The 23,709-nt window shown below is 47.2% G+C and carries 22 protein-coding genes; 14 read left to right on the top strand and 8 right to left on the bottom strand.

Features of this window, described 5'->3' with window-relative positions; translation table 11 throughout:
• On the top strand, positions 1–1,200 hold the full coding sequence (locus BLW29_RS01640) for a ZIP family metal transporter (RefSeq protein WP_090975594.1): 1,200 nt from the start codon (positions 1–3) through the stop codon (positions 1,198–1,200).
• 112 nt (positions 1,201–1,312) lie between these two features.
• Here the strand turns inward: BLW29_RS01640 and BLW29_RS01635 are convergent, their stop codons facing one another.
• Together BLW29_RS01635 and BLW29_RS01630 are read right to left on the bottom strand one after the other, a co-directional pair.
• Positions 1,313–2,794 (bottom strand): hypothetical protein, encoded by a 1,482-nt coding sequence (locus BLW29_RS01635; protein ID WP_090975593.1) that lies wholly within the window; start codon positions 2,792–2,794, stop codon positions 1,313–1,315.
• Positions 2,795–2,998: 204 nt separating this feature from the next.
• Positions 2,999–3,913 (bottom strand): AraC family transcriptional regulator, encoded by a 915-nt coding sequence (locus BLW29_RS01630; protein WP_090975592.1) that lies wholly within the window; start codon positions 3,911–3,913, stop codon positions 2,999–3,001.
• Positions 3,914–4,296: 383 nt separating this feature from the next.
• On the opposite strand from BLW29_RS01630, the gene BLW29_RS01625 reads away from it, so the two are divergent.
• Both BLW29_RS01625 and BLW29_RS01620 read left to right on the top strand, forming a co-directional pair.
• Positions 4,297–6,045 (top strand): proline--tRNA ligase, encoded by a 1,749-nt coding sequence (locus BLW29_RS01625; protein ID WP_090975591.1) that lies wholly within the window; start codon positions 4,297–4,299, stop codon positions 6,043–6,045.
• A gap of 58 nt (positions 6,046–6,103) precedes the next feature.
• A complete protein-coding gene (locus tag BLW29_RS01620) occupies positions 6,104–6,553 on the top strand; it encodes a GyrI-like domain-containing protein (RefSeq protein ID WP_090975590.1) in 450 nt (149 codons plus the stop codon).
• 137 nt (positions 6,554–6,690) lie between these two features.
• Here the strand turns inward: BLW29_RS01620 and xerS are convergent, their stop codons facing one another.
• Positions 6,691–7,773 carry a tyrosine recombinase XerS gene (gene xerS, locus BLW29_RS01615; RefSeq protein WP_090975589.1) on the bottom strand — a complete coding sequence of 361 codons (1,083 nt, stop codon included), beginning with the start codon at positions 7,771–7,773 and terminating at the stop codon, positions 6,691–6,693.
• 176 nt (positions 7,774–7,949) lie between these two features.
• On the opposite strand from xerS, the gene BLW29_RS01610 reads away from it, so the two are divergent.
• From BLW29_RS01610 to BLW29_RS01585, 6 genes are all read left to right on the top strand, one after another.
• Entirely contained in the window at positions 7,950–8,312 is a 363-nt protein-coding gene (locus BLW29_RS01610) for a GntR family transcriptional regulator (RefSeq protein WP_090975588.1), read from the top strand.
• Positions 8,313–8,321: 9 nt separating this feature from the next.
• Complete coding sequence (locus BLW29_RS01605; protein ID WP_090975587.1) at positions 8,322–9,215, top strand: ABC transporter ATP-binding protein; 894 nt, start codon at positions 8,322–8,324, stop codon at positions 9,213–9,215.
• Positions 9,212–9,901 carry a hypothetical protein gene (locus tag BLW29_RS01600; RefSeq protein ID WP_090975586.1) on the top strand — a complete coding sequence of 230 codons (690 nt, stop codon included), beginning with the start codon at positions 9,212–9,214 and terminating at the stop codon, positions 9,899–9,901. The genes BLW29_RS01605 and BLW29_RS01600 overlap by 4 nt, the downstream gene beginning before the upstream one ends.
• A 135-nt stretch (positions 9,902–10,036) precedes the next feature.
• Positions 10,037–10,693, top strand: a complete 657-nt coding sequence (locus BLW29_RS01595; protein ID WP_090975585.1) for a cell wall hydrolase — start codon at positions 10,037–10,039, stop codon at positions 10,691–10,693.
• A 239-nt stretch (positions 10,694–10,932) separates the two neighbouring features.
• On the top strand, positions 10,933–12,354 hold the full coding sequence (locus BLW29_RS01590; protein ID WP_090975584.1) for an immunoglobulin-like domain-containing protein: 1,422 nt from the start codon (positions 10,933–10,935) through the stop codon (positions 12,352–12,354).
• Between the two features lie 150 nt (positions 12,355–12,504).
• The gene (locus BLW29_RS01585) at positions 12,505–13,068 is read left to right on the top strand and encodes an NUDIX domain-containing protein (protein ID WP_090975583.1); all 564 of its coding nucleotides are present in this window, start codon (positions 12,505–12,507) and stop codon (positions 13,066–13,068) included.
• A gap of 89 nt (positions 13,069–13,157) precedes the next feature.
• On the opposite strand, the gene BLW29_RS01580 is transcribed toward BLW29_RS01585, so the two are convergent.
• On the bottom strand, positions 13,158–13,643 hold the full coding sequence (locus BLW29_RS01580; RefSeq protein ID WP_090975582.1) for a C40 family peptidase: 486 nt from the start codon (positions 13,641–13,643) through the stop codon (positions 13,158–13,160).
• Between the two features lie 253 nt (positions 13,644–13,896).
• On the opposite strand from BLW29_RS01580, the gene msrA reads away from it, so the two are divergent.
• The gene (gene msrA, locus BLW29_RS01575; protein ID WP_090975581.1) at positions 13,897–14,883 is read left to right on the top strand and encodes a peptide-methionine (S)-S-oxide reductase MsrA; all 987 of its coding nucleotides are present in this window, start codon (positions 13,897–13,899) and stop codon (positions 14,881–14,883) included.
• A 120-nt stretch (positions 14,884–15,003) separates the two neighbouring features.
• On the opposite strand, the gene BLW29_RS01570 is transcribed toward msrA, so the two are convergent.
• Positions 15,004–16,215, bottom strand: a complete 1,212-nt coding sequence (locus BLW29_RS01570) for an MFS transporter (RefSeq protein WP_090975580.1) — start codon at positions 16,213–16,215, stop codon at positions 15,004–15,006.
• Positions 16,216–16,348: 133 nt separating this feature from the next.
• Between BLW29_RS01570 and BLW29_RS01565 the strand changes: the two genes are divergently transcribed.
• The 4 genes from BLW29_RS01565 (at position 16,349) to BLW29_RS01550 (ending at position 20,906) form a co-directional block, all read left to right on the top strand.
• Positions 16,349–17,002 carry a TetR/AcrR family transcriptional regulator gene (locus tag BLW29_RS01565; RefSeq protein WP_090975579.1) on the top strand — a complete coding sequence of 218 codons (654 nt, stop codon included), beginning with the start codon at positions 16,349–16,351 and terminating at the stop codon, positions 17,000–17,002.
• A 268-nt stretch (positions 17,003–17,270) separates the two neighbouring features.
• A complete protein-coding gene (locus tag BLW29_RS01560) occupies positions 17,271–18,692 on the top strand; it encodes a spore germination protein (RefSeq protein ID WP_090975578.1) in 1,422 nt (473 codons plus the stop codon).
• Between the two features lie 4 nt (positions 18,693–18,696).
• Positions 18,697–19,818 (top strand): GerAB/ArcD/ProY family transporter, encoded by a 1,122-nt coding sequence (locus BLW29_RS01555; RefSeq protein WP_090975577.1) that lies wholly within the window; start codon positions 18,697–18,699, stop codon positions 19,816–19,818.
• A gap of 86 nt (positions 19,819–19,904) precedes the next feature.
• Positions 19,905–20,906, top strand: a complete 1,002-nt coding sequence (locus tag BLW29_RS01550; RefSeq protein WP_256208253.1) for a Ger(x)C family spore germination protein — start codon at positions 19,905–19,907, stop codon at positions 20,904–20,906.
• A 72-nt stretch (positions 20,907–20,978) separates the two neighbouring features.
• Here the strand turns inward: BLW29_RS01550 and BLW29_RS01545 are convergent, their stop codons facing one another.
• From BLW29_RS01545 to BLW29_RS01535, 3 genes are all read right to left on the bottom strand, one after another.
• Positions 20,979–21,857: an ATP-binding protein gene (locus BLW29_RS01545; RefSeq protein ID WP_256208252.1), complete on the bottom strand. Its 879-nt coding sequence runs from the start codon at positions 21,855–21,857 to the stop codon at positions 20,979–20,981.
• A 482-nt stretch (positions 21,858–22,339) separates the two neighbouring features.
• Complete coding sequence (locus tag BLW29_RS01540; protein ID WP_090975575.1) at positions 22,340–23,104, bottom strand: SDR family NAD(P)-dependent oxidoreductase; 765 nt, start codon at positions 23,102–23,104, stop codon at positions 22,340–22,342.
• Between the two features lie 206 nt (positions 23,105–23,310).
• The gene (locus tag BLW29_RS01535; RefSeq protein ID WP_090975574.1) at positions 23,311–23,610 is read right to left on the bottom strand and encodes a hypothetical protein; all 300 of its coding nucleotides are present in this window, start codon (positions 23,608–23,610) and stop codon (positions 23,311–23,313) included.
• Between the last annotated feature and the right edge of the window lie 99 nt (positions 23,611–23,709).

The following is a 23,709-nucleotide window of genomic DNA, read 5'->3' as shown; positions in this document are numbered from 1 at the left end:
ATGGAGATCGAAGTCGTGGAGTCTAAGAAACAAAAGCCTAGAAGTAAGCTGCTCTGGATATGGGGAGGCGCACCGCTCGCTCTGCTTATTCTGATCATCTACTTAATTTCCAATCTAGGAACTGGCATTAAGGATGAGCCTGTCGCGCCGATCGAAGCGCTTAACGTTCAGAAGATTGTCCTTACGCATGAAGGTTTTACGCTGCACGTGCTGAACACCGGGCCGGAGAAAGTCACAATCGCACAGGTACTGGTGAACGATGCATTCTGGAATGCTGATTTTCTTCCCAGCGATACGGTCGGACGACTCGAGCAAACCGAAATTTTCATTCCGTACGGCTGGGTTGAGGGAGATCCTTATGAGATTAAACTGATTACGACGAACGGACTGATATTCGCAGGTGAGGTGCCAGTTGCCGCGTTGACGCCGGTGCCGGATGTCACTCGTGTAGCCCAGTTTGCCTTGATCGGGTTCTATGTAGGTGTTGTTCCCGTAGGGTTAGGGTTGCTCTGGTTCCCCTTCTTACGACGATTCTCGCAGCGTGGCATGCAGGCTGTGCTGGCTCTAACGGTTGGTTTGCTGTTCTTCCTTGTCATTGATACGTTCGAAGAAGGATTTGAGTTAGGGGCAGAAGCAGCCGGCATCTTCCAAGGCAACGGGCTCGTTTGGTTCGGCGCGCTTCTCAGTTTCTTGTTCCTCGTTGCCATCGATCAGGCCAACGAGCGAAAAGGTGCGGTTAGCGGCAAGCAGGTTGCATATAAGATTGCCGGGGGTATTGGTCTCCATAATCTCGGCGAAGGTCTTGCCATCGGTGCTGCTTTCGCAGCCGGCGAAGCGGCACTCGGCACCTTCCTCATTATCGGATTTACGCTTCACAACATCACGGAAGGCGTCGGTATTGCCGCTCCGCTTTTGCAAGAACGCCCAACTTGGCGCACTTTCGTCGGTTTGGCTTTCCTCGGTGGGGGGCCGGCGATTATCGGAACGTGGACAGGGGGATTCATTTTCAATGAAGCCTTCGCCGCTTTGTTCTTCGGCATTGGCGCAGGTGCGATTCTGCAGGTCATTTACGTGATCAGTAAGATGGTGGTCAGAGAGGCTGGAAAGAGCAATCGAGCAGTCGTGTCTTGGAGCAATTTGGGCAGTTTGTTTGTGGGGATACTGATTATGTATGTAACGGCATTATTTGTTAATGTTTGATTGATTGTTCGAATATGGGTGACATAAATATAATTATGTAAACCAAATGATTTGAATGTCATATTGTGTATAAGATAAAGGAGAGGCCGCCGGCCTCTCCTTTTGTCATCTCCTAGAACACCTGGATACCATTCGTAGGATCCCATGTCATGTAGCCGCCTTGGAAGTTTTGCCTCGTACCGGATCCATATGGAAATTCATCACTGGAAGGAAATTGGAGGTAGGTATGGTTAGTGCCTTGAAGGTACGTTTGCCAGAAACCGTTACGGACTTGGAACGTCCCGCTGCCAGATGTCATAATGGCGCTAGGTCCGATGCTTCCGCCATCAAAATCCTGCACATAGCCATAGTCCCAATAATGAACATACGCGCTGCCACCATTGTCATAAGGGGACCCGTTCGTAGCCATCCCGCCGTGGCTGTTGAAATAATTGAGGATGTTCGTATTTGTTGTGCCACCAGACAATTTGCCTTCATAAGCCGTAGCATTACGGAAATTAGTCCAGCCTGTTTTCTTATCTGAAGAACCGAGTCCGCTGGATTTGAATATCCCATAGCTCAGCGATGGCTCATCTTGGAGGTAGAACCACACGCCGCTCTGTATATACGGGGATGCTTTCATGACGTTGTAAGCAGCCGTAATATTGGAGGCTTGCACGGCTTCGCTGACGGCATCTGTCGTCCAGCCGATCTCTGTCATGAAGATTTTCTTGGTCGTACCTGATCCTTCATAGGCTGCATATGCACTGTGTACGTAGTTGATGTAATTGTTCAGCTGCGTGGTGGATACGCCGCCGCCTTGATCGATATAGATATGCTGTCCGATATGATCGAGAGGATAGGACCCTGCGTTGGATTGAATCCAATTCCAGCTCCCTACGGTCGTACCTTCAGCATACGTATCACTAAGATAGTCGGCACCTGAGCCGCCGGAAGAGTAACCTGCAATATCGTGTCCGAAGATTCCGCCGCTGATGACTTCCACATCGTAGTTGTTATAGTATTTCATCTGCGTGTACACGTGACCCAACATTGCGGCAAAATTCGATGGATAGATGAACGAGCATCCGGTGTAGACGCCCGGAGACGGGTTCGAGCCCCAGCAGTTCGGCTCATTCCATACTTCCCAATATTTGATGACGCCGTCGTAATGGCCTGCCATTCGCCCGGCTAAGTACCCGAATTGGTCGATAAAGCTGTTGTAGCCGTCCCCTCCGGGCGTATTCTCTGCATTATTGTCCGTCCAATCCGACTGTGTGCCTGGCCAGGATTCGTTTGAAATCAGACCGATGACTTGAAGTCCTTTGCTTCGCAGCCTATTCACAATCGTATCATAGGTGCTGTAAAATGCCGCAGTATCCGAGGTGTAAGGTCCGAGGCGGAAGTTAAGCCGGACAAATCCCGCTCCGCTGTCGGCTAGTGCCTGCGCAACTTGATTCGTAATCAGAATATTCCCGGAATCGTCGATGGGGCGGCCGAACTGAATCCCTTGTGGACCCGCAGCTGCTGCTTCGCGGACTCCTATAAAATTAAAACCAGTGAATAGAAGGGCAGCCGTCATCAGAGCAGCCACCCATTTCGATACTCGGTTCATCACGAAACCTCCTTTAAGGTTGAAATCGCTTTCACTATCATGGTATGCGGCCTGCTAGGAGATCCCTCCTCTACATTCCGGACCTCGTGAAGTGGAAGATTTTGGGGCGCATGTGAGATGTAAAAGGCGAAGTTGTTCCTGCAAGAGGTAGATCTTCGCGGTGATGACGACAAATTGCTTATAATTTTGGGACGAAACGAAGTGTTAGATGTTCGTGGAGGTGCTTGTGCGCTGCTCACTTGGAGGATGACCATAGACACGCCGGAACAGTTGACTTAGGTAGCTTCCATTGGCGAATCCAATTTCTTGAGCGATTCGATCCAAGGAGTAGTCGGACTGTCGGAGCAGGTGCAAAGCGCGGTTTAATCGGATTTCGGTGAGGTATCGATTCATCGTTTTGTCAGTGACAAGCTTGAACATCCGGCCGAGATGCCGTGGGCTGAAATGTACATGATCGGCGACTTGCTCGAGCGTTATCGGGTTCTGATAATTATCTTCTAGGAACAGAATTGTTTCCAGGATGACTTCATAACCTTCGCGTTTGGCAGGGACGGAATAGTTAGCCATCTGTTCGTCTTCGCCTGCAAGCATTCTGGCAGTGGAAATAATGACGCCGGCAAGCCGGCTTTGAATGGCTGCATAATAGCCTGCGAATTGATGATTTGCTTCTTCGGCACAAGACATGAACTGTGGAATTGCGCCTAGTACGTCAGGGATACTGCTGTAAACTGGTGTGTTGAAAATATCGAGCAGCTGCTTTGCTTCTTCGAAGTGATGACGATCCGCGTTTTTCTTCAACGTAAATTGGCATTGCAGGCACAATTCAGCCATCGGCTCATGCTGATCCGAGTACTGTGCATGGATGATTTCAGGACCGGTCAAGTAAAACTGGTTCGTCTCGACATGGAAGGGGATCTGATCCATACAGATATGCCCTTTACCCGATGTGATGAAGTGAAATTCATAAGAGGAATGCTTATGCTCGGGTACATGCCAGCCCGGACCGGGAGGTACATAGTTAATCTTGATCACGTCGACGTGTAAGGCACCGATCTCTAGCTGAATAGGCATCCGTTCCAAATGGCGATAATGTCGTTTAGTAGGGTCTAGATCGAGCAAGCTGATCCACCTGCTTTCTTCATCGTTCTAGTACTAGCCTATTCTTGTTAGCCTGTTGACTTGCCGGTTAAGTTGTTGTACCTTTAGAATCACATTAAATCGAACGACCGTGATCAAGGAAATGCATGCTTGTTATTCTGTGCCCAGAGAGGGAGCCCGCCGGCTGAGAGGCTTCCCGCAGATCCAAGCGCTGCCCAGCCTTGTAGTCGCTGCAAGGAACCTAGCTTTCCGTATTTGCAGCCGGGATCGCCCCGTTATCCGTACAAGAGAGCCGTCTGCCGGACGGCTGAATTTTGGGTGGTACCACGAGCACGCACTCGTCCCTTAACCAGGGATGGGTGCGTGTTTTTTGTATTTTGATTTATAGGGAAAGGGTGTTCACAATGAAACAGAAATCCGTATTTCTCCCAACGCTGAGGGAGGTTCCAGCAGATGCAGAAGCCGTGAGCCATAAGTGGCTGGTCAAAGGCGGATTTATTCGTCAGCTCTCCGCAGGCGTTTATTCGTTCTTGCCATTGGGGCGCCGCGTGCTGCGAAAGGTAGAAGCTATTGTTCGGCATGAAATGGAACAGACCGGAGCGCAGGAGGTGCTGCTGCCTGCTTTCCAGCCAGCTGATCTATGGCAGCAATCCGGAAGATATGATGTTTATGGACCGGAGCTGGTTCGGCTGCAGGACCGTAACGGTCGCGAATTCGTGCTCGGTCCTACGCATGAAGAAGTCATTACGCAGCTTGTCGGTCAGGAGATCTCGACTTATCGGAAGCTGCCTGTCACGCTGTTCCAGCTGCAAACGAAGTTCCGCGATGAACGTCGACCACGCTTTGGTTTGCTCCGGTGCAGAGAGTTCGTCATGAAGGATGCTTATTCGTTCGACAGCGAATGGGAGGGACTGGATCGCACATATCAAGCGATGTACGAGGCATATCATCGCATATTCGAGCGTTGCGGGCTCGAATTCCGTGCTGTCCAGGCGGATGCGGGGGCCATTGGCGGAGAAGGGGGGACGCATGAATTCATGGCGATTGCTGAATCCGGCGAGGATGATGTGGTGATTTGCGGCACCTGCGATTATGCGGCGAACATGGAGAAAGCGCAAAGTCTTGAAGCTGCTTTGGTCGATGCGGACAACAGTCGGTTAACTAGGGATCAGGCTGCAGATGGATTACAAGCGGCGACGGAACAATTCCACACCCCTGGAATGAGAACGATTGACGAGCTGGTTACAGGACTCGGCATCGGTCATGATGAACTGATTAAGACGCTTATTTATTTAGCTGATGGTAAACCAGTCGCAATACTTGTGCGCGGTGACCATAGCATTAACGAAACGAAAGTGCTCAATGCCCTCCAAGCTGTAACGCTTACGCTTGCTGATACGGATACGGTCAGCCGTGTTACCGGTGCAGGTACCGGATTCGCTGGACCAATTGGACTTGCGATTCCGCTGCTGGTTGATTTGGAAGTTGCGCAGATGAAGGTGGGAATCGCCGGTGCTAATGTTACGGACTATCATGTTCGTCATGTTGTGCCGGGGAGAGATTTCTCGCTAGAGCGGACCGGTGATTTCCGTAATGTGGAGGTTGGCGATCATTGTCCTAGCTGCGAGCACGGTGAGTTGCGTACGATCCGCGGGATCGAGATTGGTCATGTGTTCAAGCTTGGGACCAAGTACAGCGAGAAGCTCGGCGCGCAGTTCGTGGATTCCAGCGGTGAGACGAAGCCAATCATTATGGGCTGTTACGGAATCGGCATTTCGCGGTTGCTTTCGGCCATTATTGAGCAGCATCATGACGAGAATGGCATGATATGGCCAACCGCTGTTGCGCCGTATGACGTACATCTTATTCCAGTATCTACGCAGGATACGATGCAAATGGAAGCAGCTGAACAGCTGTATGCACAATTACAAACTGCAGGTATCGACGTGCTGTTGGATGATCGCGATGAGCGATTAGGCGTGAAGCTCAAAGACAGCGATCTAATCGGCATTCCAATCCGAATTGTGGTAGGTAAAGGCGTTGCTGAAGGTCAGGTGGAATGGAAGCTGCGGAGTGCGAGTGGAGCGGCTGATCGTATGGATATTGAAGATGTTCTTGCAGCTGTACAGAGTACGATGGGCAGGACGAATTGAATGTTCAGCATTATTGGCGCTGATTGAATGACATCCCGATGAATGGAGGTTTTGGTGGATGACGAGACATGTAGTAATCGTGAAGGAACCAACGAATTTCAGTTTATATGGTTTCTCGAAGGTGCATAAGGAAGGCACTCCATACAGTCATGATGTTCGGGAGCTGATGGATAAATTGTGGAGCGTCATTCAGAAGCTCAAACTGCCCCATCTAGGAATCAATCATGTAGTGTATGAGCAAGGCGGTCGCGTATTTGCAGGCGTAGAGCTTGAGCAAAAGGCTTCAGAGATTCATCATGGCTTAGAGTCGTTGACCGTAACTCTTCATGAGCATGCCTATTACAAGCATGTCGGCCCCTATGACCGCTTGGGCGAAGCCTATGACGCGATTCATGCAGAGCTTCAAGCTCTCGGTAAGATAGCGTCCAGGCCGCTGGTCGAACTATACGGACACTGGTCGGACGACCCGGCGAAGCTTGAAACCGATATATACATGAAAATCTTGTAGTTCCTGAGTTTGTCTCAGCCAATACTTCATCAATCAATTTTCAGTGTGCCCACGCGCAACAGATGCTGAGAGTAGGAAAACCCAACTCTCAAGTGCTCAAACGTAAAGCCCCATACCAACCCGGTATGGGGCTTTCCTTATGCTTCCTTCGGTCGGTCGATGGCTTCGGCCATCGTTTTGTCCGTTAGGTGAGCGTAAATTTGTGTTGTCTCCGGTGAGGCATGACCAAGCTGCTCTTGCGTCTTGTACAGGTCGTTGCGCAGATAATAGTCGGTCGCGAAGGAATGCCGCAGTTTATGTACCGAGAGGTACGGTTTGCCGAAGCGCTTGGCATATTTGATGACCATCTCTTGTATGGCCCGCTTCGTCATGCGAGAGCCTTCCTTCTTGCCATTGGGAATGGCGAGGAATAGCGCTTTCTCCCGTTTCGGTGCTTTGTACTGCGAATCCCGCTGAGACATATACAGCTGAAGGTCACGCATCGCCTCCTGGCGGAAATAAACAGGCGTCTTAAACGTGTCATCATTCTTACCTTTACGATACACGTAGAGCAGCCGCTTCTTTAAGTCAATATCGTCGACGTTCATATTGAACACCTCAGATACGCGCAGTCCGGAGTTGAGGATGAGACTCACAATAGAAGTATCGCGAGTGCGGTTGTTCGTATACGAGTAAAGGGCTTGTTTGTTCGTGGCGATCTCCATACCGTAATCCTCATTGATGTAGCGGATAAACTCATCAATCTCCTGCTCCTGCAGCAGCTTGCCTTCGAGCTTAGCTGCAGTATCCTTCGGTTTCGATGTTCGTTTGATCGATACCTTCGCCATCACGTTGCGTTTCAACAGCGGATAGAATTGCTCATCCTCGGCAATTTGGCTCAAATAATGAAAGAGCGAGCGAAGGGAGGAAAGCTTGCGGGATATGGTCGTTCTGCTGTTGGCTTGCTGCTGGCGGGTAGCCAGGAACATTTTGAAATGATCGATACTGTCCATATGCAGTCGTTCCAGCTCAATCAACTCTACATCGCGCAGCGTCGGTCCGGCAGCCAATCCTTCTGCGAGCAACCAGGATAGAAACGCATCATAATCCCGCACATATTCAAGCAGCGAAGAGGGCGAGAGGTCAGGAAGTTTATAGTTAATGAATTTCTCGATATACCAGGGCATTGATGGCGTTCTGCGGTCAAGCTCCTGCCGATCTTTGATTTTGATAATATTCATGCGCAGCCACCTCCATTATTTCTCATTTTAAAGCAGTAGGGGGTCAAAGTAAACCGCGCATTGGAACGAATGTTCGCACTAGGCGAAAGCGGAAATTAACAAAGTGCTATTGACGAATCAGTTCATTGCTTATATAGTTAGTTGCATGAGTAACTAACCAATGTGGTGGTGTAGCGATGAGTATCAAAATCGATGACAGCCGTCCCATATTCGTCCAGATTGCAGAACGAATTGAGGATGACATTATAGGAGGCGGAATGCCGGAGGAATCACAAGTGCCTTCGACGAATCAGTTTGCCGCCTTCTACGGTATTAATCCGGCCACAGCAGCTAAAGGCGTGAATCTGCTTGTCGATGAAGAGATTCTATATAAGAAACGGGGAATTGGCATGTTTGTCGCAACCGGCGCTAAAGCGAAGCTGATGGAGAAGCGGAAAGAGCAATTTTTCGAGCAATACGTCGTCACGATGATTCAAGAAGCAGAGAAGCTTGGGATTACGATCGAACAATTAACGGATATGATCCGCAGGAGAGGATGAGTTTGACTTATGAAGACCGTTATTGAAGCGAAGCACTTAACGAAGATGTTCGGGAACGACAAAGCAATCGATGATATCAGCTTCCGTATTGAAGAGAACAAGATCTACGGGCTGCTTGGACGCAACGGTGCAGGCAAAACAACCATCATGCATATGATAACCGCGCAATTGTTCCAAACAAGCGGTGAGCTTAAAGTGTTCGGTGAAGAGCCGTACGAGAACAATCGCGTGCTGCGTCAAATTTGTTTTATCAAAGAGAGCCAGAAGTACCCGGATAACTTCAAAGTGGTGGATGTATTAGAGACCGCTGCTTTATTTTTCCCCCAATGGGATGGCGCCTATGCTCGTGAATTGGTTGCGGATTTCAAGCTTCCCATGAAGCGCAGAGTGAAGAAATTATCCCGGGGCATGCTGTCTTCCGTCGGTATTATTGTTGGCCTTGCCAGCCGCGCGCCGATCACGATATTCGATGAGCCTTACTTGGGACTGGATGCTGTTGCACGGACGATATTCTACGATCGGCTGATGGAGGACTATGCGCTCCATCCGCGTACAATCATTCTGTCGACACATCTCATTGATGAAGTCAGCCGATTGCTGGAGCACATCATTGTCATTAATGAAGGTAAATTGATGCTCAATGAGGAAGCCGATTCGCTTCGTGGCCGTGCTTATACGGTTACTGGTCCAGCAGCCAAAATCGAATCCTTCTCCTCTAACAAGAAGGTTATTCACAGTGAGGGGATGGGCGGATATCGCTCAGCGACGATCTATGGCAGCTTAGTGGCAAGTGATCAGAAGGCCGCAGAATCACTGGGATTAGACATATCAACGGTAACGATCCAACAGTTAATTGTCTACCTGACGAGCAATCAAACGCGTAAAGAGGTGAAGCTAGGATGAACATGGTACAAAACGTTGTCAAAATGTATGCAAGAGACAAATGGGGCTGGTTTATTCTGCCTTGGGTCATTCTGTTGTCCAGCTTTTTTGTAAACCTGTTTATTGCCGCTTTCCTTCCTGTGGATGAGCAGATCGTCACCGGCGGACTGATATCGATCTTTATCTATATGATGGTGATTGGCATTGTTTCGTTGTCACAAACGTTCCCGTTCGCACTGGGACTAAGTGTCAGAAGACGGGATTTCTTCTTAGGTTCGATGCTTATGATTTCCTTGCTTAGCGCTGCGATTTCTGTCATCTTATGCGTGCTTTCTTATATTGAAGGAAGTGTGATTGAGGGCTGGGGAGTCCAGTTGTCTTTCTTCCATCTGCCCTACGTTTCGGACGGTAATGTCCTTGCGCAGTTTGTAATCTTCTTCTCGTGTATGATCTCGCTATATATGACAGGTTTTCTATGTGCCAGCGTTCATCGTCGTTACGGACGAAATGGGATGTACGTATTCTCAATTGTTGCGGTTCTTGTGATGACCGTCATTCTTTATATCATTAAATATTTAGGTTGGTGGTCTGCGATCTTCGATTTCCTCGGTGACCATTCTGCAGTTCAGTTCGCCGTTATGCTCTTACCACTTGCGATTTGCTTGTCATTCGCGTCGTACTTGCTGCTGCGAAGAGCCACAGTGTGAACAAGTCTTCGGTTCTAATTCGCATAGGATGAGAGATTTTTAAGTTCATTAGAATTTCCCCTTAATCCGTATGGCAGGCGTTGATTCATGTTACAATCAGCCTCATACCAAAAGATATGGAGGGGTTTCTACACCATGGTAAGTCACAAAAGAATCGCGGCAGCGCTAGTGTTCTTCGTGCTTCTATCGGGAGGCTCGTTGTACAGCACCCAAGCACATGCTGCAGCAGCACCAACACTTAAAGCAGGAAGTCAGGGCGGAGATGTATCGGATCTACAGTTCCGATTGCAGTCACTCGGCTACTACAAAGACAAAATCACGACCACATACGGCATGTCGACACGTAATGCAGTTTCAAACTTTCAGCGTGCTAACGGCTTAACTCATGATGGTATTGCCGGTCCCCGAACATGGGCAAAGCTGAAGAAGCTTTCGGTTAACAAGCCAGAGCTATCCAAGCTTGCCCGTATTATTTACTCGGAAGCGCGTGGTGAGGTGTATAAAGGTCAGGTTGCTGTAGGCGCAGTCGTCATGAATCGGTTGAAATCGCCGCTGTTTCCGAAGAACTTAACCGAAGTGATCATGCAGCCCTATGCCTTCACTGCTGTAGCAGACGGTCAGTACTGGCTGCTGCCGAACAATACCGCATTCCTAGCCGCTAAGGACGCAGTTCGAGGATGGGATCCGACAAAAGAAGCGCTGTATTACTACAATCCGATTACTGCCAAATCGAAATGGATTCTCACCCGTAAAGTGACAACGAAGATTGGAAGCCATGTTTTCGCGATTTAATCGAAGCCAAACCGCCCTATGCAGGCGGTTTTTTTATGCCAATTTATCTGCAACAAATGATGAAGATCTACCGTCAGAAGGGTAGATGAAAACGACGGAGTCGCAAATGCGCCATTTCCATACAGTTAACGACAGTAAATGAAATTTATTCCTAAACGGCCCCCGTAAACATACCCATGGCGACGAAATGTATCTGTAGTGAGCGTTTTCACTAATTTATGGTGTAGGGAGAGAGGATCATGAAGAAGTGGACAGTAATCATGCTTGTCCTTTCCATGTGTCTACTTGGCAGCAGCACCGCACTCGCACATGGGAATAGCCACGGAAGTGGCAACGATAGTCGCCAGCAGCAACTGCAGTCTTGTAAAGATGCTGTAAATCGCCTGAATGCCGTACTGGTTAAAGTAAAGAATGAGCGCACACGTGCAATTCTCAAACGAATGATTGCAAACTTCAAAGCGGAATGTGAGTCTGGTACTAATGGCGACAGCACGTATCAGAAAGACCTTGCGAAAGTGAATGCTGACAAGAACGCGCTGTCTATTCAATTCATTGGCAATGACAATGCTAAATCCGTAACATTACCTATCATTCTTAGTTCCAAAGGTAAGAACGGTTCTGCTATAACTTGGACTTCCAGCAATCCTTCAATCTTAGCGAGTAATGGATTACTGCTTAATCGTCCTGATTACAATGATGTTGCAATCGATATGACGGCAACTATTCGCTATGGTAACGCTCAAACAACCAAGACGTTCCGAATCATTATCAAATCTACTGCACCGGTAATGTCCGATATCGATCGAGTGAAGAAGGATTATGCCGCATTGTCGATCGTATTCGGCGGTTCTGACACCATCGATAGTGTTACACAACCGTTCAAAGAGCTTCCGAGTAAAGGTGTAAACGGCTCAACAGTGACTTGGGAATCGACGATGCCTTCCGTTATTTCCAATGACGGTAAGAGAGTAGTTCGACCACCGACAGGCTCTGGCAGCACAATAGTCATATTTACGGCACAAATCAGATCCGGAAGCTATAAAGAAACGAAGGTATTCATCGTCAAGGTCAAAGAACAAATGCCTGATGCACAACGAGTTGCGGCGGATAAAGCAGCGCTTCAAATTGATTTTGGCGGATCAGACTCTGCTGGCCGTGTAACCCGTCCGGTCGATGCATTTCCAGCTTACGGCGTGAACGGTTCTTCGATTAAATGGATGTCGAGTTCAACTGCCGTATTGTCCGATGACGGCAAAACGCTTCACCGTCCAGCGGCGAGTACAGGTGATACCTTCGTTCTTGTGTCAGCCGTAATCACAAGCGGATCGGCAGTCGATGTGAAACAGTTTACGTTGACCGTGAAGGCTGAGTATACGAGTACGGAGAAGGTCGCTGCAGATAAAGCTGATCTGGCGATTACTTATAAAGATTCCGACAATGCCGGCTATGTCACGAAGCCGCTCGGACTTCCTTCTAAGGGCTACTACGGCAGCTCTGTCATTTGGTATTCGAGCAACACCGCGGTGTTGTCAGACAACGGAACGGTTCTGCACCGTCCCGCACATGGTCAAGGTGATATTTCCGTGAATTTGACCGCTTTTGTAAGCCATAACGGCATTGGCGATGTGAAAGTGTTCACGGTAACGGTGAAGCAGCAATAATAAGGGGAGACTTTCGAAAGGATCCTCTTGAACCTATTGAACTCTTGACCGACTGGCGCTATGATTAACGAAGCTGAATGAGGATATGGACATCTCTTTGCAGCTCGAATGATGGCAATTCAATATCGGACAATTCGGGAGAGTTCATTAATGGGGATTAATTATTGTTTAACTTGTGGAGCTCCGCTTGAAGTCAGAGATGTAGATGGTACGCCTCGGAAAGCATGCACGGCTGAGGATTGCAATTTCGTGCATTGGGGTAATTACAGTGTCGGTGTCGGCGCCTTGGTTGTGCGAAGCGAGAAGGTACTTCTTGTTCGCCGAGCTCAAGAACCGGGCAAAGGGTATTGGACGAATCCCGGCGGCTACATTGAACAGCATGAGCTCATTCATGAAACGATTAAGCGCGAAGTAATGGAAGAAGCCGGCGTTGAGGCAGAGGTTCGCAATATCGTTGCCGTCCGCGATCATCCAAGAAACATTCATAATGTCTATCTTGCATTTGCAATGGATTATATATCCGGCGAGCCGGTTCCGGATGGTGTCGAAGTTGATGCTGCAGGCTTCTACAGCTTGCAAGAGATGGAAACGATGAATGTGGCTGGGTTCACGAAGTGGTTGGTCGATGTAGCGCTGCATGGTCAAGGCGAAGGTTTGAAGGAAGACAAAGAACCGATCGTGCAATTCGATGGTTATGGGTTGTTCCGAGTCTAGATCGATTTGGTTAGTAGGAATGAAAAAGAGCCTGATAAGAGGAGATGCGGACCGATTCCGTATACCATCTTAACGGGCTCTTTCTTTGGTTAACTGAGGACGCGTCTTGCCGTAACGAAAGATTTCTTCCAATAGCCTGTCGACATATCGGAGATCTTCACACTTTTACCGGCACTATGCAAAATCTTATTATCTCCGGCATAGATTGCAACATGGCTAATACCGATTCCATTGGTGTTGAAGAAGACCAGGTCTCCTACACTTAAGTAGCCTTTGCTTATCTTCTTGCCCTTCGCTGATTGATCGGAAGATGAGCGTGGAAGAGAAATATCGAAATTATCATATACATATTGGGTAAACGACGAGCAATCGAATGCATTAGTCATATAAGGGATCGCACCGTATAGATAAGGAGTACCTATGTATTTCTCACCATAAGTGATCAATTCCTTCGACTTCTCCGTTGCAGCGCTTGCTTGTGTTGCCGTGCTTAGTGAAAGTGCAGTAAATCCAACCGTGGCGCAAAGGCTCACACTTAGGATGCTCTTGAGTAAACGTTTGTTAGTTGCTATCATCTGTTTATTCCCTCCAGCTCTTCAAGGTGCCATTTGTCTTTACACACTATAACACATTCCAAAACACCCTTTTTGCACCATTAGGAGTCAACTGTGAGTGTTTTAAAGCGATATCCGTCTTTATGAGAATTACGTGAGAAATTTCTCATGTTTGAAGGCGGATAAATGAGAACGGCGTCGTTTGGAATGAAAGCCTGGCTTTGATATGATAGAAACAGAGTAAAATCGACATTGTGAAAGGGGATTCCTGGACATGGCAGATCAAGTGAATACAACGAATAACGAATCTTCGAGCAATATGGAACAAGCAACCTTCGCTGGTGGCTGTTTCTGGTGTATGGTGACTCCTTTCGAGGAGCAGCCCGGAATTATCAGCGTGATTTCCGGTTATATGGGCGGTCATACGGAGAACCCAACCTATGAAGAAGTGTGTTCCGAAACGACCGGACACGCTGAAGTGGTTCAAATTACATTCGATCCCTCCATATTTCCCTATGAGAAATTGCTTGATGTGTATTGGAGACAAATCGACCCGACAGATGCCGGTGGTCAATTCCATGACCGCGGTAATTCGTACCGGACGGCGATCTTCTATCATAGTGAAGAGCAGCGCGTGATTGCGGAGCGATCCAAGAGTGAACTCGGACAAAGTGGTCGCTTCGATAAGCCGATTGCAACCGAAATCGTTGCAGCAACGCCATTTTATCCGGCTGAGGACTATCACCAAGGCTACCATCACAAGAATCCGCTTCGTTATCGGTTGTACCGTGAAGGTTCCGGCCGTGATTCGTTCATTAAGAACGCCTGGAATACGAAGGCCGATCGTGAAGCAAGACGCGAGAAGCTGACGCCGATTCAGTATGAAGTCACTCAGAATAACGGGACTGAAGCGCCTTTCGAGAATGAATATTGGGATTTTAACGGAGAAGGAATTTACGTGGATATCGTATCCGGAGAACCGCTGTTCAGTTCGGCGGATAAATTCGATGCGCACTGCGGATGGCCTAGCTTTACCAAACCGCTTGTAGGCGGCAATGTGAAAGAAAAGCAGGATTTGAGCCACCGCATGATTCGTACGGAAGTACGAAGCGTGAATGCGGATTCGCATTTGGGTCATGTGTTTAATGATGGACCAGGACCAACCAAGCTGCGTTATTGCATCAACTCTGCGTCGCTGCGTTTCATTCCGAAGGAAGATATGGAGCAAGAGGGTTATGGGTATTTGCTGAATTCGGTGTAAGTGGACTTGAATTGGAGTCAGCATGGTTTACATAACTATAGTTAAGTAAACCAAGTTGTGGTTGTGTCGCTGAAATGAAAAACTCTCGTTCGATTGAACGAGAGTTTTTTTGTTTGATTGTTATGAAGCTCGCTTCTTTCTCGACTTGGGTTCCGTTAAGAAAAATAGGAAGGCCAAGAAAGGAAATGCTCCACCTACACATGTACTCCATACCCAACCGCCATGAGCGTAAGATAATCCGCCTAAGAATGATCCGAACGCTCCGCCAATGAAGAAAATAGCCATAAACAATCCGTTCAGCCTACCGCGTGCTTCATTTCCGAGTGAATAAATGATCCTCTGACTGGTTACCAGATTAGCGGAAACGGCCATATCCAGCGTAATCGCCACTAGGAATAGCAACCCGAGCGATAGATGCGATTTGTCATGAACAATAGCAATGAGCAGGAAAGACGCGATCGCAGTTATGATGGCGGATGCGGTAATGATTTTGGTAAAACCTTTGTCTGCCCATCTGCCACCAATTGGTGCGGCTATAGCTCCGGCCACTCCAACTAAGGCAAATAATGCGATCCCTCGTTGAGACATTTCATACTCATCGACTAATCGGAGTGGAACGGTGGTCCAGAATAAGCTGAATGATCCGAACAGACATGCCTGGTAGAAGGCACGACGACGTAGAATCGGGTAAATTTTTAATAAACCAATTAAGGAACCAACGAGTTGGAAATAGCTTAATTTGCTTTCCGGGTACCTCGTTGGCAGCGCTCGTGTCAGCATAAGAGCTAATAACGCCATGAGAATAGCTGATAATACGAATATCGTCCGCCATCCCCAAAGTCCAGCAACAAGACTGGAAATCGGACGGGCTAGCATTATTCCAAGCAGAAGTCCGCTCATGACGTTCCCGACAACGCGGCCGCGCTGCTGTTCACTTGACATAGACGCAGCTAGAGGGACTAGAATTTGCGCTACTACAGAACCGGATCCGATCAACAAGGCAGCTGTCAGGAAGATTACTGCTCCGGGAGATACAGCAGCCAGAATTAATGCCAAGACAACAACGAAGAGTAAACTCACGATGAGCCGGCGATTCTCAAGCCTATCGCTGAGCGGAACAATGAAGAGCAGACCGGTCACATAACCGATTTGCGTTAAAGTTACGATTAAACCGGCAACACCTGGCGCTAGACCGAGCGCCTTGCTAATGGGACCAACCAGTGTCTGCGAATAATAAAGATTAGCTACGACTAAACCGCAAGCGACAGCCAAGATAACCATCATCGCTGTTGTGATATTGTTTTGTTGCTTTGAAGCAGCCTTGCTACTCATGTTAATGGATGTTCCTCTCTATAATTTGTATTAAGTGAACGGAGCGTTTACTTAATGAATATGTGGTAATCAATATATACTGAACGCTGCGTTTTGTAAATACGTCGATTTCCTATATACTGAAGGCAAAGGAATGAAAGAAGGAATTGAATTGGCACAAAAAGGGCGCCCCAGAAATGTAAAGCTGCAGCAATCCATATTAGCTGTTGCTTATGAGCTGCTGCTCGAATGCGGTTATGAGGCTGTGACAGTCGAGAAAATCGCAAAGCAGGCAGGCGTAAGCAAAGCGACCATCTACAAATGGTGGCCGAACAAAGCAGCTGTCGTGGCGGACGGTTTCTTCGAAGCAGCAGCCAATCAGATGCCGATACCGGATACAGGTTCTGTTATGGAAGATATTAGAATCCATGCAAGCAATTTGGCTTTATTTATGGAAAGTAAAGAAGGAAACATCATCACAGAATTGATCGGCCAAGGCCAAATGGATGAATCGTTGATGCAAATATACCGAGAGTATTATGTAAAACCAAGACGCATGGAATCTGCGATGATTTTGACCAGAGGCATTAGTCGCGGCGAACTCAGTCATGAACTGGATGTGAATTCCAGTATTGATTTGATTTACGGGCCGTTATTTTATCGTTTGTTAGTTTCAGGTGAATTATTTACAGCGGACAAAATTAACGGACTTATCTGGATGGCGTTCAATGGATTGAGGAATTTTGGATCCGGGGAAAGTAAAACTGTAACTGAAATTAGAAACTTAGAAAGTGAAGAGAAAAAATAGATCTAAAGAAATAAGACACAAAGAATAATCCAAGCCAAAAGCATAGCCAAAAAGGCCGCGGAAAAGCCCTGGGGCTTTTTCTACTATAGTACTACTTCACAAAACCCGTATTTTATACAGATGTCAGCGCCGCATACACTTCATTAACATACTTTGCCTATAGACCACTTGAAATGCTTCTTTATCTCCATTGCACATCAATAGTTAGTGTAAATCGAGATACAGAAAGGCATAATAAAGGAAATCTCAGCGTGCGTAGGTGAAAACGATGACAGCAATTTCTAAAGAAGCTTTAATGCAGCGCCTCTCCCTATTGGAGGACGCGGAGATAATTGATCGAGAGACTCCCGACGGACTTCGTTTGACATTTATTTATCTTGGAACCTTAATCGATCAAGAGCGTCTTAACGAATCGATTGAGCCTATCGTTCGATCATTCCAAAGTTCGGTGGAAAAAAGCCTGACCACCGTCAAAATTAATCGATTATCCAATTTGGAGCAAACCCTCCAGTATCTCATGAAGGGATCAGTGCTAGTTCACGACCCATCCAGCGGGCGATGGCACGCTATTATGCTCCCAAACTTGCTCAGTCGGGCCATTGAAACCTCAGAGACGGAAACAATAATGTTCGGCCCGAAAGACAGTTTCAGCGAGCAGCTGGAGCAAAACATCTTGCTGATTAGAAGAAGGATTCCTTTAACAGCGCTTAAAACAGAGAGATACACCGTCGGCTCCTTAACCCAAACAACCGTAGTCCTTATGTACATCGACGGGTTGATCAATCCAGAGTTTGTTGCGGTAGCGAAAAAAAAGCTTTCCAGCATCGACTTCGATATGTTTTTGGACTCTTCACATGTTGCAGCGTTTATGGAAGACCATTATCATAGCATCTTTCCTCAATATCTTCAGACCGATCGACCAGATTCCTGCGCGTATGCACTAGGCATCGGGAAATTGGTCATTTTAGTCAATAACACTCCTTTTGCTTTGGTCGCTCCGATTACGTTGTTTCATTTGTTTCAGTCGCCGGAGGATTATATAAACCGCTGGTTGGTGGCTAGCTTCTTGAGACCGTTACGCTATCTCAGTTTCCTTCTTTCCATTACGCTAATTCCACTTTACGTGGCATTAACGACTCATCATTATCAAATGCTCCCCCTCCAAATTTTATATGTAATCATCGAGTCTCGTAGCAAATTGCCACTATCCCCCTTCTGGGAAGCGTTTATTATTCTTGTTACGCTAGAAATTATCAAGGAAGCCAGCCTAAGAATGCCGACCAAAACGAGTCAAAACTTGGGGGTTATTGGTGGAATCGTTATAGGACAAGCTGCGGTAGCAGCCGGATTCGCAAGCAAAGTGCTAATCGTATTGGCAGGCATTTCGGCGATTTCCACTTTTCTCGTTCCAAACTATCTGGTCACCAAATCCAGTTTGCTGCTTCAATTCATATTCTTGATTCTCGCGACCTATTTGGGCGTTCCCGGTATCTTGCTTGGACTCGTCGCCATGTTTGCCCATCTGAACGGGCTTACGTCTTTGAACCAGCCCTACTTGGCGCCTGTATCTCCGTTTTATTGGAGAGATTGGGTCGATCTCTTCGTCCGAGGTCCGTTACACGCTATGCGCAATCGTCCTGAAGCATTGCGTCCTTTGAACAAGTATCGTATGAACCGAAGGAGTAAATGAACCCATGCAAGCTCTATCGCTGTTTCGAAAAACTTCACATCAAGAAAGCGGTTTTTACGCGCTCTTCCTCACCAATAGGATTCAAATGCTTTATTACATGATTGTCATGCCCTCAGCCCTTGTTCAACCGTATATGTTGTTGGCGATTGTAGCAATGGGCATAGCCTCACAATTTTGCTTATATATGCTGTCCAAGTGGTTCGGGGCCCCCTGCTCTGCCCAAGGGTACCAGGGTTTTGAACGATTATTCGGAAAAACAGGCATCAAAATATTAGCTTTGGCAAGCTTGCCGCTCCTTTTGCTCAAGATCTCTTTCATTTCAGTCAGTTATGCCGATATCATGCACCAATTTGTTTTTCCTTCTATGGACCGAGAATGGCACATTGTGTTTCCTTTTATCCTTAGCTGCTATTTGGCGCTGTTTGGAATGGAAAACATGGTACGGTTCGTAACGGTCGTGTTCTTTGGAACGATTTGGATCTTCTTTTTGTATATTCCGTATTTTTTGGTGCAATCCAATTCGATTCACGATCTATACCCTCTCATTCCGATTGGACCAGAGCCGTTTGCATGGAAATCCCTGCTGCTCGTTTTTTCGTCGTTCTCCGGACCTGAATATTTAATCGCTATTTCATACTGGCTAAATCCGCAACGGAAAATGCTAAAATATTTGACGATCGCTAACTCCATCTCGGTCGGCGAGTATCTCTTTATTTCCATTGCGTCCTTGCTCTTCTACGGCTCCAAATACTTGCCAACCATCCAATATCCGAACGTGGAGATGGGGCGATATCTGCAATCTCCTATATTCGAAAGGGTCGATATTATCCTGATCTCTGCATATATGTTCAGCTTCCTTTACTCGATCGCCTTGTTCGTGTTAATGATATATGGCGCATATCGTTTGCTAGGCAAGACGAAGACAAACACAACGCGTATCGGGCTGATCGTTAGCGGCTGTGCGGCGATGGCCGTCACTCTTACGATCAGTAAATGGTTTTGGGAGCCCGGGCTCGAACAGGACTTTTGGCTCGACCTGCAGATGTGGGCAAGTTCCGCCTCTTACTTGTTAGTGCCTCTTCTCGTCTGGATCGCGTTCAAGCGCAAAACTAGGACAACGTCATGAAATGTATCCTTCGAACAACGATTGTACTACTATCGACTTCTATGTTAATACTCGTGAGCGGTTGCGACCTCTTACCGGAAAACAATATGATTGAAGAAATCACGCCGATCATTTTCTGGTCCGTTCAGGGTGGAGGAGAAGAAGACGGAAAGATAACAATCAGCACGCTCGTCCCTCCTCTTATCAAGGAGAAGAAGCGAGTCCTTACCCTTAAGGTCTCGCTATTGAATGAAGGCAATAAGGGGTTTAATTTGACCTATTATAACGAACTGAAAGCCGGTCAAATCCGCTTGCTGTTCGTGGACGAAGCTTATGCGAAACGGGGATTAACCCGTCTGATCAATACCGTTCTGACCGATCCAAACATTTCGCAACGGCTGTACTTAGTCATTACGAAAGGCAACTTTAATGAATTCCTCGCCAAGCACTTAGGTGAAACAGATAATATCGATTATTACCTTTATCGCATGTTCAAACATTACGAGAAGAAAAAACAAGGCGAAATTACAGTCGTCAATTTGCACCAGTTTATGAAAATGCTGTACTCCCAGGTTTCCGATCCCCAGCTGCCCGTATTTCGCGCGGAAGGCGAACAGTTCTTGTACGAAGGCACAGCATTTTTCGACCGGGACAGTATGGTTCAGAAGATACGTGGAAAGGACGATCAAATCATCCAATTGTTGTATAGGGACAGATTCGTACGATATTTAGTTCTTCCTGACCTCGCGGTTACGCTAGGGCATATTCGCGCGCATACCCGTAAGAAACTAACCCCGGATTTATCATCCCTGTCCATCGAAATCGACGTGAAGGGAAGAATTGATGAATTGGATTCGCTCGCAAGAATCGAAGATAACTTCCAATACGCCGCTCTCACACAAAAAATCGAACGGTACTTGGAGGAGAATGTCATCCGTTTGCTATCCCAAATGCAAAAATTGCAGATAGACCCCCTTCAAATCGGGGCGTTGACTGCTAAACCGTTCTCCAAACCAATAACCAGAGATTCTTGGGATCGGCATTGGTCTACTATGAAGATTCATGTAAAAGTGCGGCTACATTTGGAGCCTCTGACGAAGGTGAAATAGGAAGTTGGAATCTTGTTCAAAGACTGTTGCTGTCTTATTGACTTCAGAGGGAGATCACAATAGTTTCAAATTCTAATCCCTTTTGAGGAATGACGAGTAGATGGGTAAAATCACATCAACAATGGTTCCTTCGTTGACCGTGCTTTCGATGTGAATACTCCCTCCATGTTCGTGGACAATCTTGTTGCTGAGCATTAGACCTAATCCAGTCCCCTTTTCTTTGGAACTATAAAAGGGTTCTCCAATGGATTTAATTCGTTCCGCCGAAATGCCAATTCCATGGTCTATAAATCGAAATTTGATATACTCTGAATTGTGGGATAGAATCTGTGTTTTGATGATTCCGCCGTTTGGCATAGCGTCAACCGCATTCTGGAGAATGTTAATAAACACTTGCTTGATTTGATTCTCATCGCAGTAGATACGTGGTACTTCCGAGTCGTGTTCTTCAATAATATCAATCTTGTTTAATATGGATTGTGTACTCAATATCAACACCGCCTGTTGTAAAACAACCTCCGCATCAACTTCCTTCAATTTCGGAGCTTGAGGTTTGGCAAGTGTTAAAAATCCCCATAATATAGCTTCCAATCTCCGAACCTCAGAGAGAATCAATTCAATATACTCGGGTTTTTCGTTACCTCGGTGTAACAGCTGGGCGATTCCCTTGCTCGAAGTTAGAGGATTTCTAAACTCATGTGCAACTCCTGCTGCCATTTGACCTACTATCGAAAGCTTTTCAGTTCGTAGAAGGAGTTCTTCTGCCTTCTTTCGTTCCGAAATATCACGAGACCCGTACACGCATTGCACTACTTTGCGATCTTCATCAAATATAGGAGTGCCCCTGGTCTCGATATATACCCAACTGCCATCCGTCTCCAAGCTGTCGTCGTCCGCTTCAATTCCCGGAATTCTAACCGTCGTCGCCTTGTCGCTCGCTGGTGCAGGCATTCGGAATGCACTTCCGGACGGGGTGAAAGGCTTATCGTTGCTGCTGCCCCCGGCACATCTCGTCATCGCCGAGTTAAACCGGTCGCCAGTTCTTTCTCTGCCAGGTCTCTATGCGGCTTGCGGCTATTGTCTCTTATACGGAATCGCTGCGTGCACGATATTCGTTTTCCTATATAAGCGCAAAGGCTTGCTCTTGTAACAAGGATGAGCGGCCTTCCTTCGCGGCTAAGACATCAAGTTCTTGTCATTTTCGGACATGGGATTAAGTTCTTGTCATTAGGTTTTGACAAGAACTTGATCCCATAAATACAAAAAGCCGCGATATACGCGGCCTTTAATGAGATAATGTTCTTGTCTTCCGACAGAGATAATGTTCTTGTCTCCCGACATTACCATAAAAAACTTCCTCCTATTTTATAGTTCAGTTCTAAATCAGACCGCCAAAGGACAGCTAAATGCTGCCCTTTGGCGGTCTGATTATTTCACCAAGCAGTCGCACCACCGTCGACGGCGTAGTTAACTCCAGTGATGTAAGCGGCTCGCTCAGAAGCGAGGAATACCGCGAGTTCTACAAGCTCCTCAGGTTGTCCGAACCGCTTAAGAAGCGTCTTCTTCGTAACGGCGTCCCGCGCCTCCTGATTGTCGCCTAGATCGCGGTCACTAGCCGGAGTGAGAAAAGGTCCGGGACTGATGGCCACCGCTCGGATTCCATGTCGTGCGCCTTCCAAGGCTAACTGCCGGGTCATGGCAATAACGCCACCTTTCGCAGCTGCATGCCCCACCATCGGAGGAATATCGCCGGCGATCATGCCGGAAATGGAAGCGACGTTTAGAATGACGCCGCCGCCTCTTTTCACCAAATGCGGCCAGGCGTATTTCGATACGAAAAAGGGAATATCGAGTTCTCCGGCAATCGTCCTCCGCCAATCCTCGATCGAGAAGTCCGGCATCGGTCCGAATTTCTGTATAGCCGCATTATTGTAGACCACATCGAGTCCGCCGTAAGCAAGAGCGGCTTCTTCGACCAGCTTCCTTGCTTGTTCGTGATCGGTGAGGTCGATCGGTGCGATACCTGTCATTTCGCCTCCGGCGCTTCGCACGAGTTCGACAGTCTCGTTATTTGCCTCTACGTTTATATCACTGCCGACTACTTTCGCGCCTTCGCGGGCGAAAGTCAAAGCCGCGACGCGCCCCAGTCCTCCCGCGGTTCCCGTTATCAGTACAACTTTATTTTCAAGAATTTTCATGATTTATCCTCCTGGTATTTGAATGTTCCTTGCCTACAGGACGAGGGAATATGCCTATATTCGCTCACTAAATATCCTATTGTTAGATATTCTAATAATAGTTTATTTATTTGTCAATCTGTTTGCAAAGAACTTAATCGCATAAATAAAAAAAACCGCGATTTTCGCGGCTTTTAAAGAGATCTTGTTATTGTAATCGATATTCACTAAAGCTTGAATCTGAGCAAATGATCAGTCAAATGTTCTCGCTTTAAGATTTCAATCTGCTTGTTACCTATCAGGTCGTAATGTGGATATTCATCACGAAGATGTATGTAATTTGGATTTAAACCATTCGACAAGCACCATTCCTTCAAACGTTCCAGATCAGAACAGCCCACCTTAGTGATCGTCTTCACTCCTGGAAAGCGAGGTTCTACCCAATAATGTGTCAAAAAGGAAATTTCTCCCTGAGAGCATTTGCTCTTCCATTCATTCAGTTCTTGTCTGGATATTCCGAAAGCCATGTCTTATATCTCCTATTCGGTGCAAACGTCCTGGAGCATAATTACACCAATAATATTCACAGCTCCCTGTCTCCTTATAATATACATTAGTATGAAAAT

It is taken from the genome of Paenibacillus sp. CF384 (assembly GCF_900106745.1).
Lineage (GTDB): Bacteria > Bacillota > Bacilli > Paenibacillales > Paenibacillaceae > Paenibacillus_Z.
The sequence above is the reverse complement of the archived record's forward strand: the minus strand, read 5'-3'. Positions and strand labels throughout refer to the sequence as shown.

Excerpts from the sequence above, each read along its gene's own strand:
- xerS (WP_090975589.1), bottom strand. The coding sequence starts at position 7,773 with ATGAATATTATCAAAATCAAAGATCGGCAGGAGCTTGACCGCAGAACG.
- BLW29_RS01590 (WP_090975584.1), top strand. The coding sequence starts at position 10,933 with ATGAAGAAGTGGACAGTAATCATGCTTGTCCTTTCCATGTGTCTACTT.
- BLW29_RS01605 (WP_090975587.1), top strand. The coding sequence starts at position 8,322 with ATGAAGACCGTTATTGAAGCGAAGCACTTAACGAAGATGTTCGGGAAC.
- BLW29_RS01560 (WP_090975578.1), top strand. The coding sequence starts at position 17,271 with ATGACAGCAATTTCTAAAGAAGCTTTAATGCAGCGCCTCTCCCTATTG.
- BLW29_RS01555 (WP_090975577.1), top strand. The coding sequence starts at position 18,697 with ATGCAAGCTCTATCGCTGTTTCGAAAAACTTCACATCAAGAAAGCGGT.
- BLW29_RS01640 (WP_090975594.1), top strand. The coding sequence starts at position 1 with ATGGAGATCGAAGTCGTGGAGTCTAAGAAACAAAAGCCTAGAAGTAAG.
- BLW29_RS01550 (WP_256208253.1), top strand. The coding sequence starts at position 19,905 with ATGATTGAAGAAATCACGCCGATCATTTTCTGGTCCGTTCAGGGTGGA.
- BLW29_RS01570 (WP_090975580.1), bottom strand. The coding sequence starts at position 16,215 with ATGAGTAGCAAGGCTGCTTCAAAGCAACAAAACAATATCACAACAGCG.
- BLW29_RS01540 (WP_090975575.1), bottom strand. The coding sequence starts at position 23,104 with ATGAAAATTCTTGAAAATAAAGTTGTACTGATAACGGGAACCGCGGGA.
- BLW29_RS01585 (WP_090975583.1), top strand. The coding sequence starts at position 12,505 with ATGGGGATTAATTATTGTTTAACTTGTGGAGCTCCGCTTGAAGTCAGA.
- BLW29_RS01635 (WP_090975593.1), bottom strand. The coding sequence starts at position 2,794 with ATGAACCGAGTATCGAAATGGGTGGCTGCTCTGATGACGGCTGCCCTT.
- msrA (WP_090975581.1), top strand. The coding sequence starts at position 13,897 with ATGGCAGATCAAGTGAATACAACGAATAACGAATCTTCGAGCAATATG.
- BLW29_RS01595 (WP_090975585.1), top strand. The coding sequence starts at position 10,037 with ATGGTAAGTCACAAAAGAATCGCGGCAGCGCTAGTGTTCTTCGTGCTT.
- BLW29_RS01565 (WP_090975579.1), top strand. The coding sequence starts at position 16,349 with ATGAAAGAAGGAATTGAATTGGCACAAAAAGGGCGCCCCAGAAATGTA.
- BLW29_RS01535 (WP_090975574.1), bottom strand. The coding sequence starts at position 23,610 with ATGGCTTTCGGAATATCCAGACAAGAACTGAATGAATGGAAGAGCAAA.
- BLW29_RS01620 (WP_090975590.1), top strand. The coding sequence starts at position 6,104 with ATGACGAGACATGTAGTAATCGTGAAGGAACCAACGAATTTCAGTTTA.
- BLW29_RS01625 (WP_090975591.1), top strand. The coding sequence starts at position 4,297 with ATGAAACAGAAATCCGTATTTCTCCCAACGCTGAGGGAGGTTCCAGCA.
- BLW29_RS01580 (WP_090975582.1), bottom strand. The coding sequence starts at position 13,643 with ATGATAGCAACTAACAAACGTTTACTCAAGAGCATCCTAAGTGTGAGC.
- BLW29_RS01600 (WP_090975586.1), top strand. The coding sequence starts at position 9,212 with ATGAACATGGTACAAAACGTTGTCAAAATGTATGCAAGAGACAAATGG.
- BLW29_RS01610 (WP_090975588.1), top strand. The coding sequence starts at position 7,950 with ATGAGTATCAAAATCGATGACAGCCGTCCCATATTCGTCCAGATTGCA.
- BLW29_RS01545 (WP_256208252.1), bottom strand. The coding sequence starts at position 21,857 with ATGCCTGCACCAGCGAGCGACAAGGCGACGACGGTTAGAATTCCGGGA.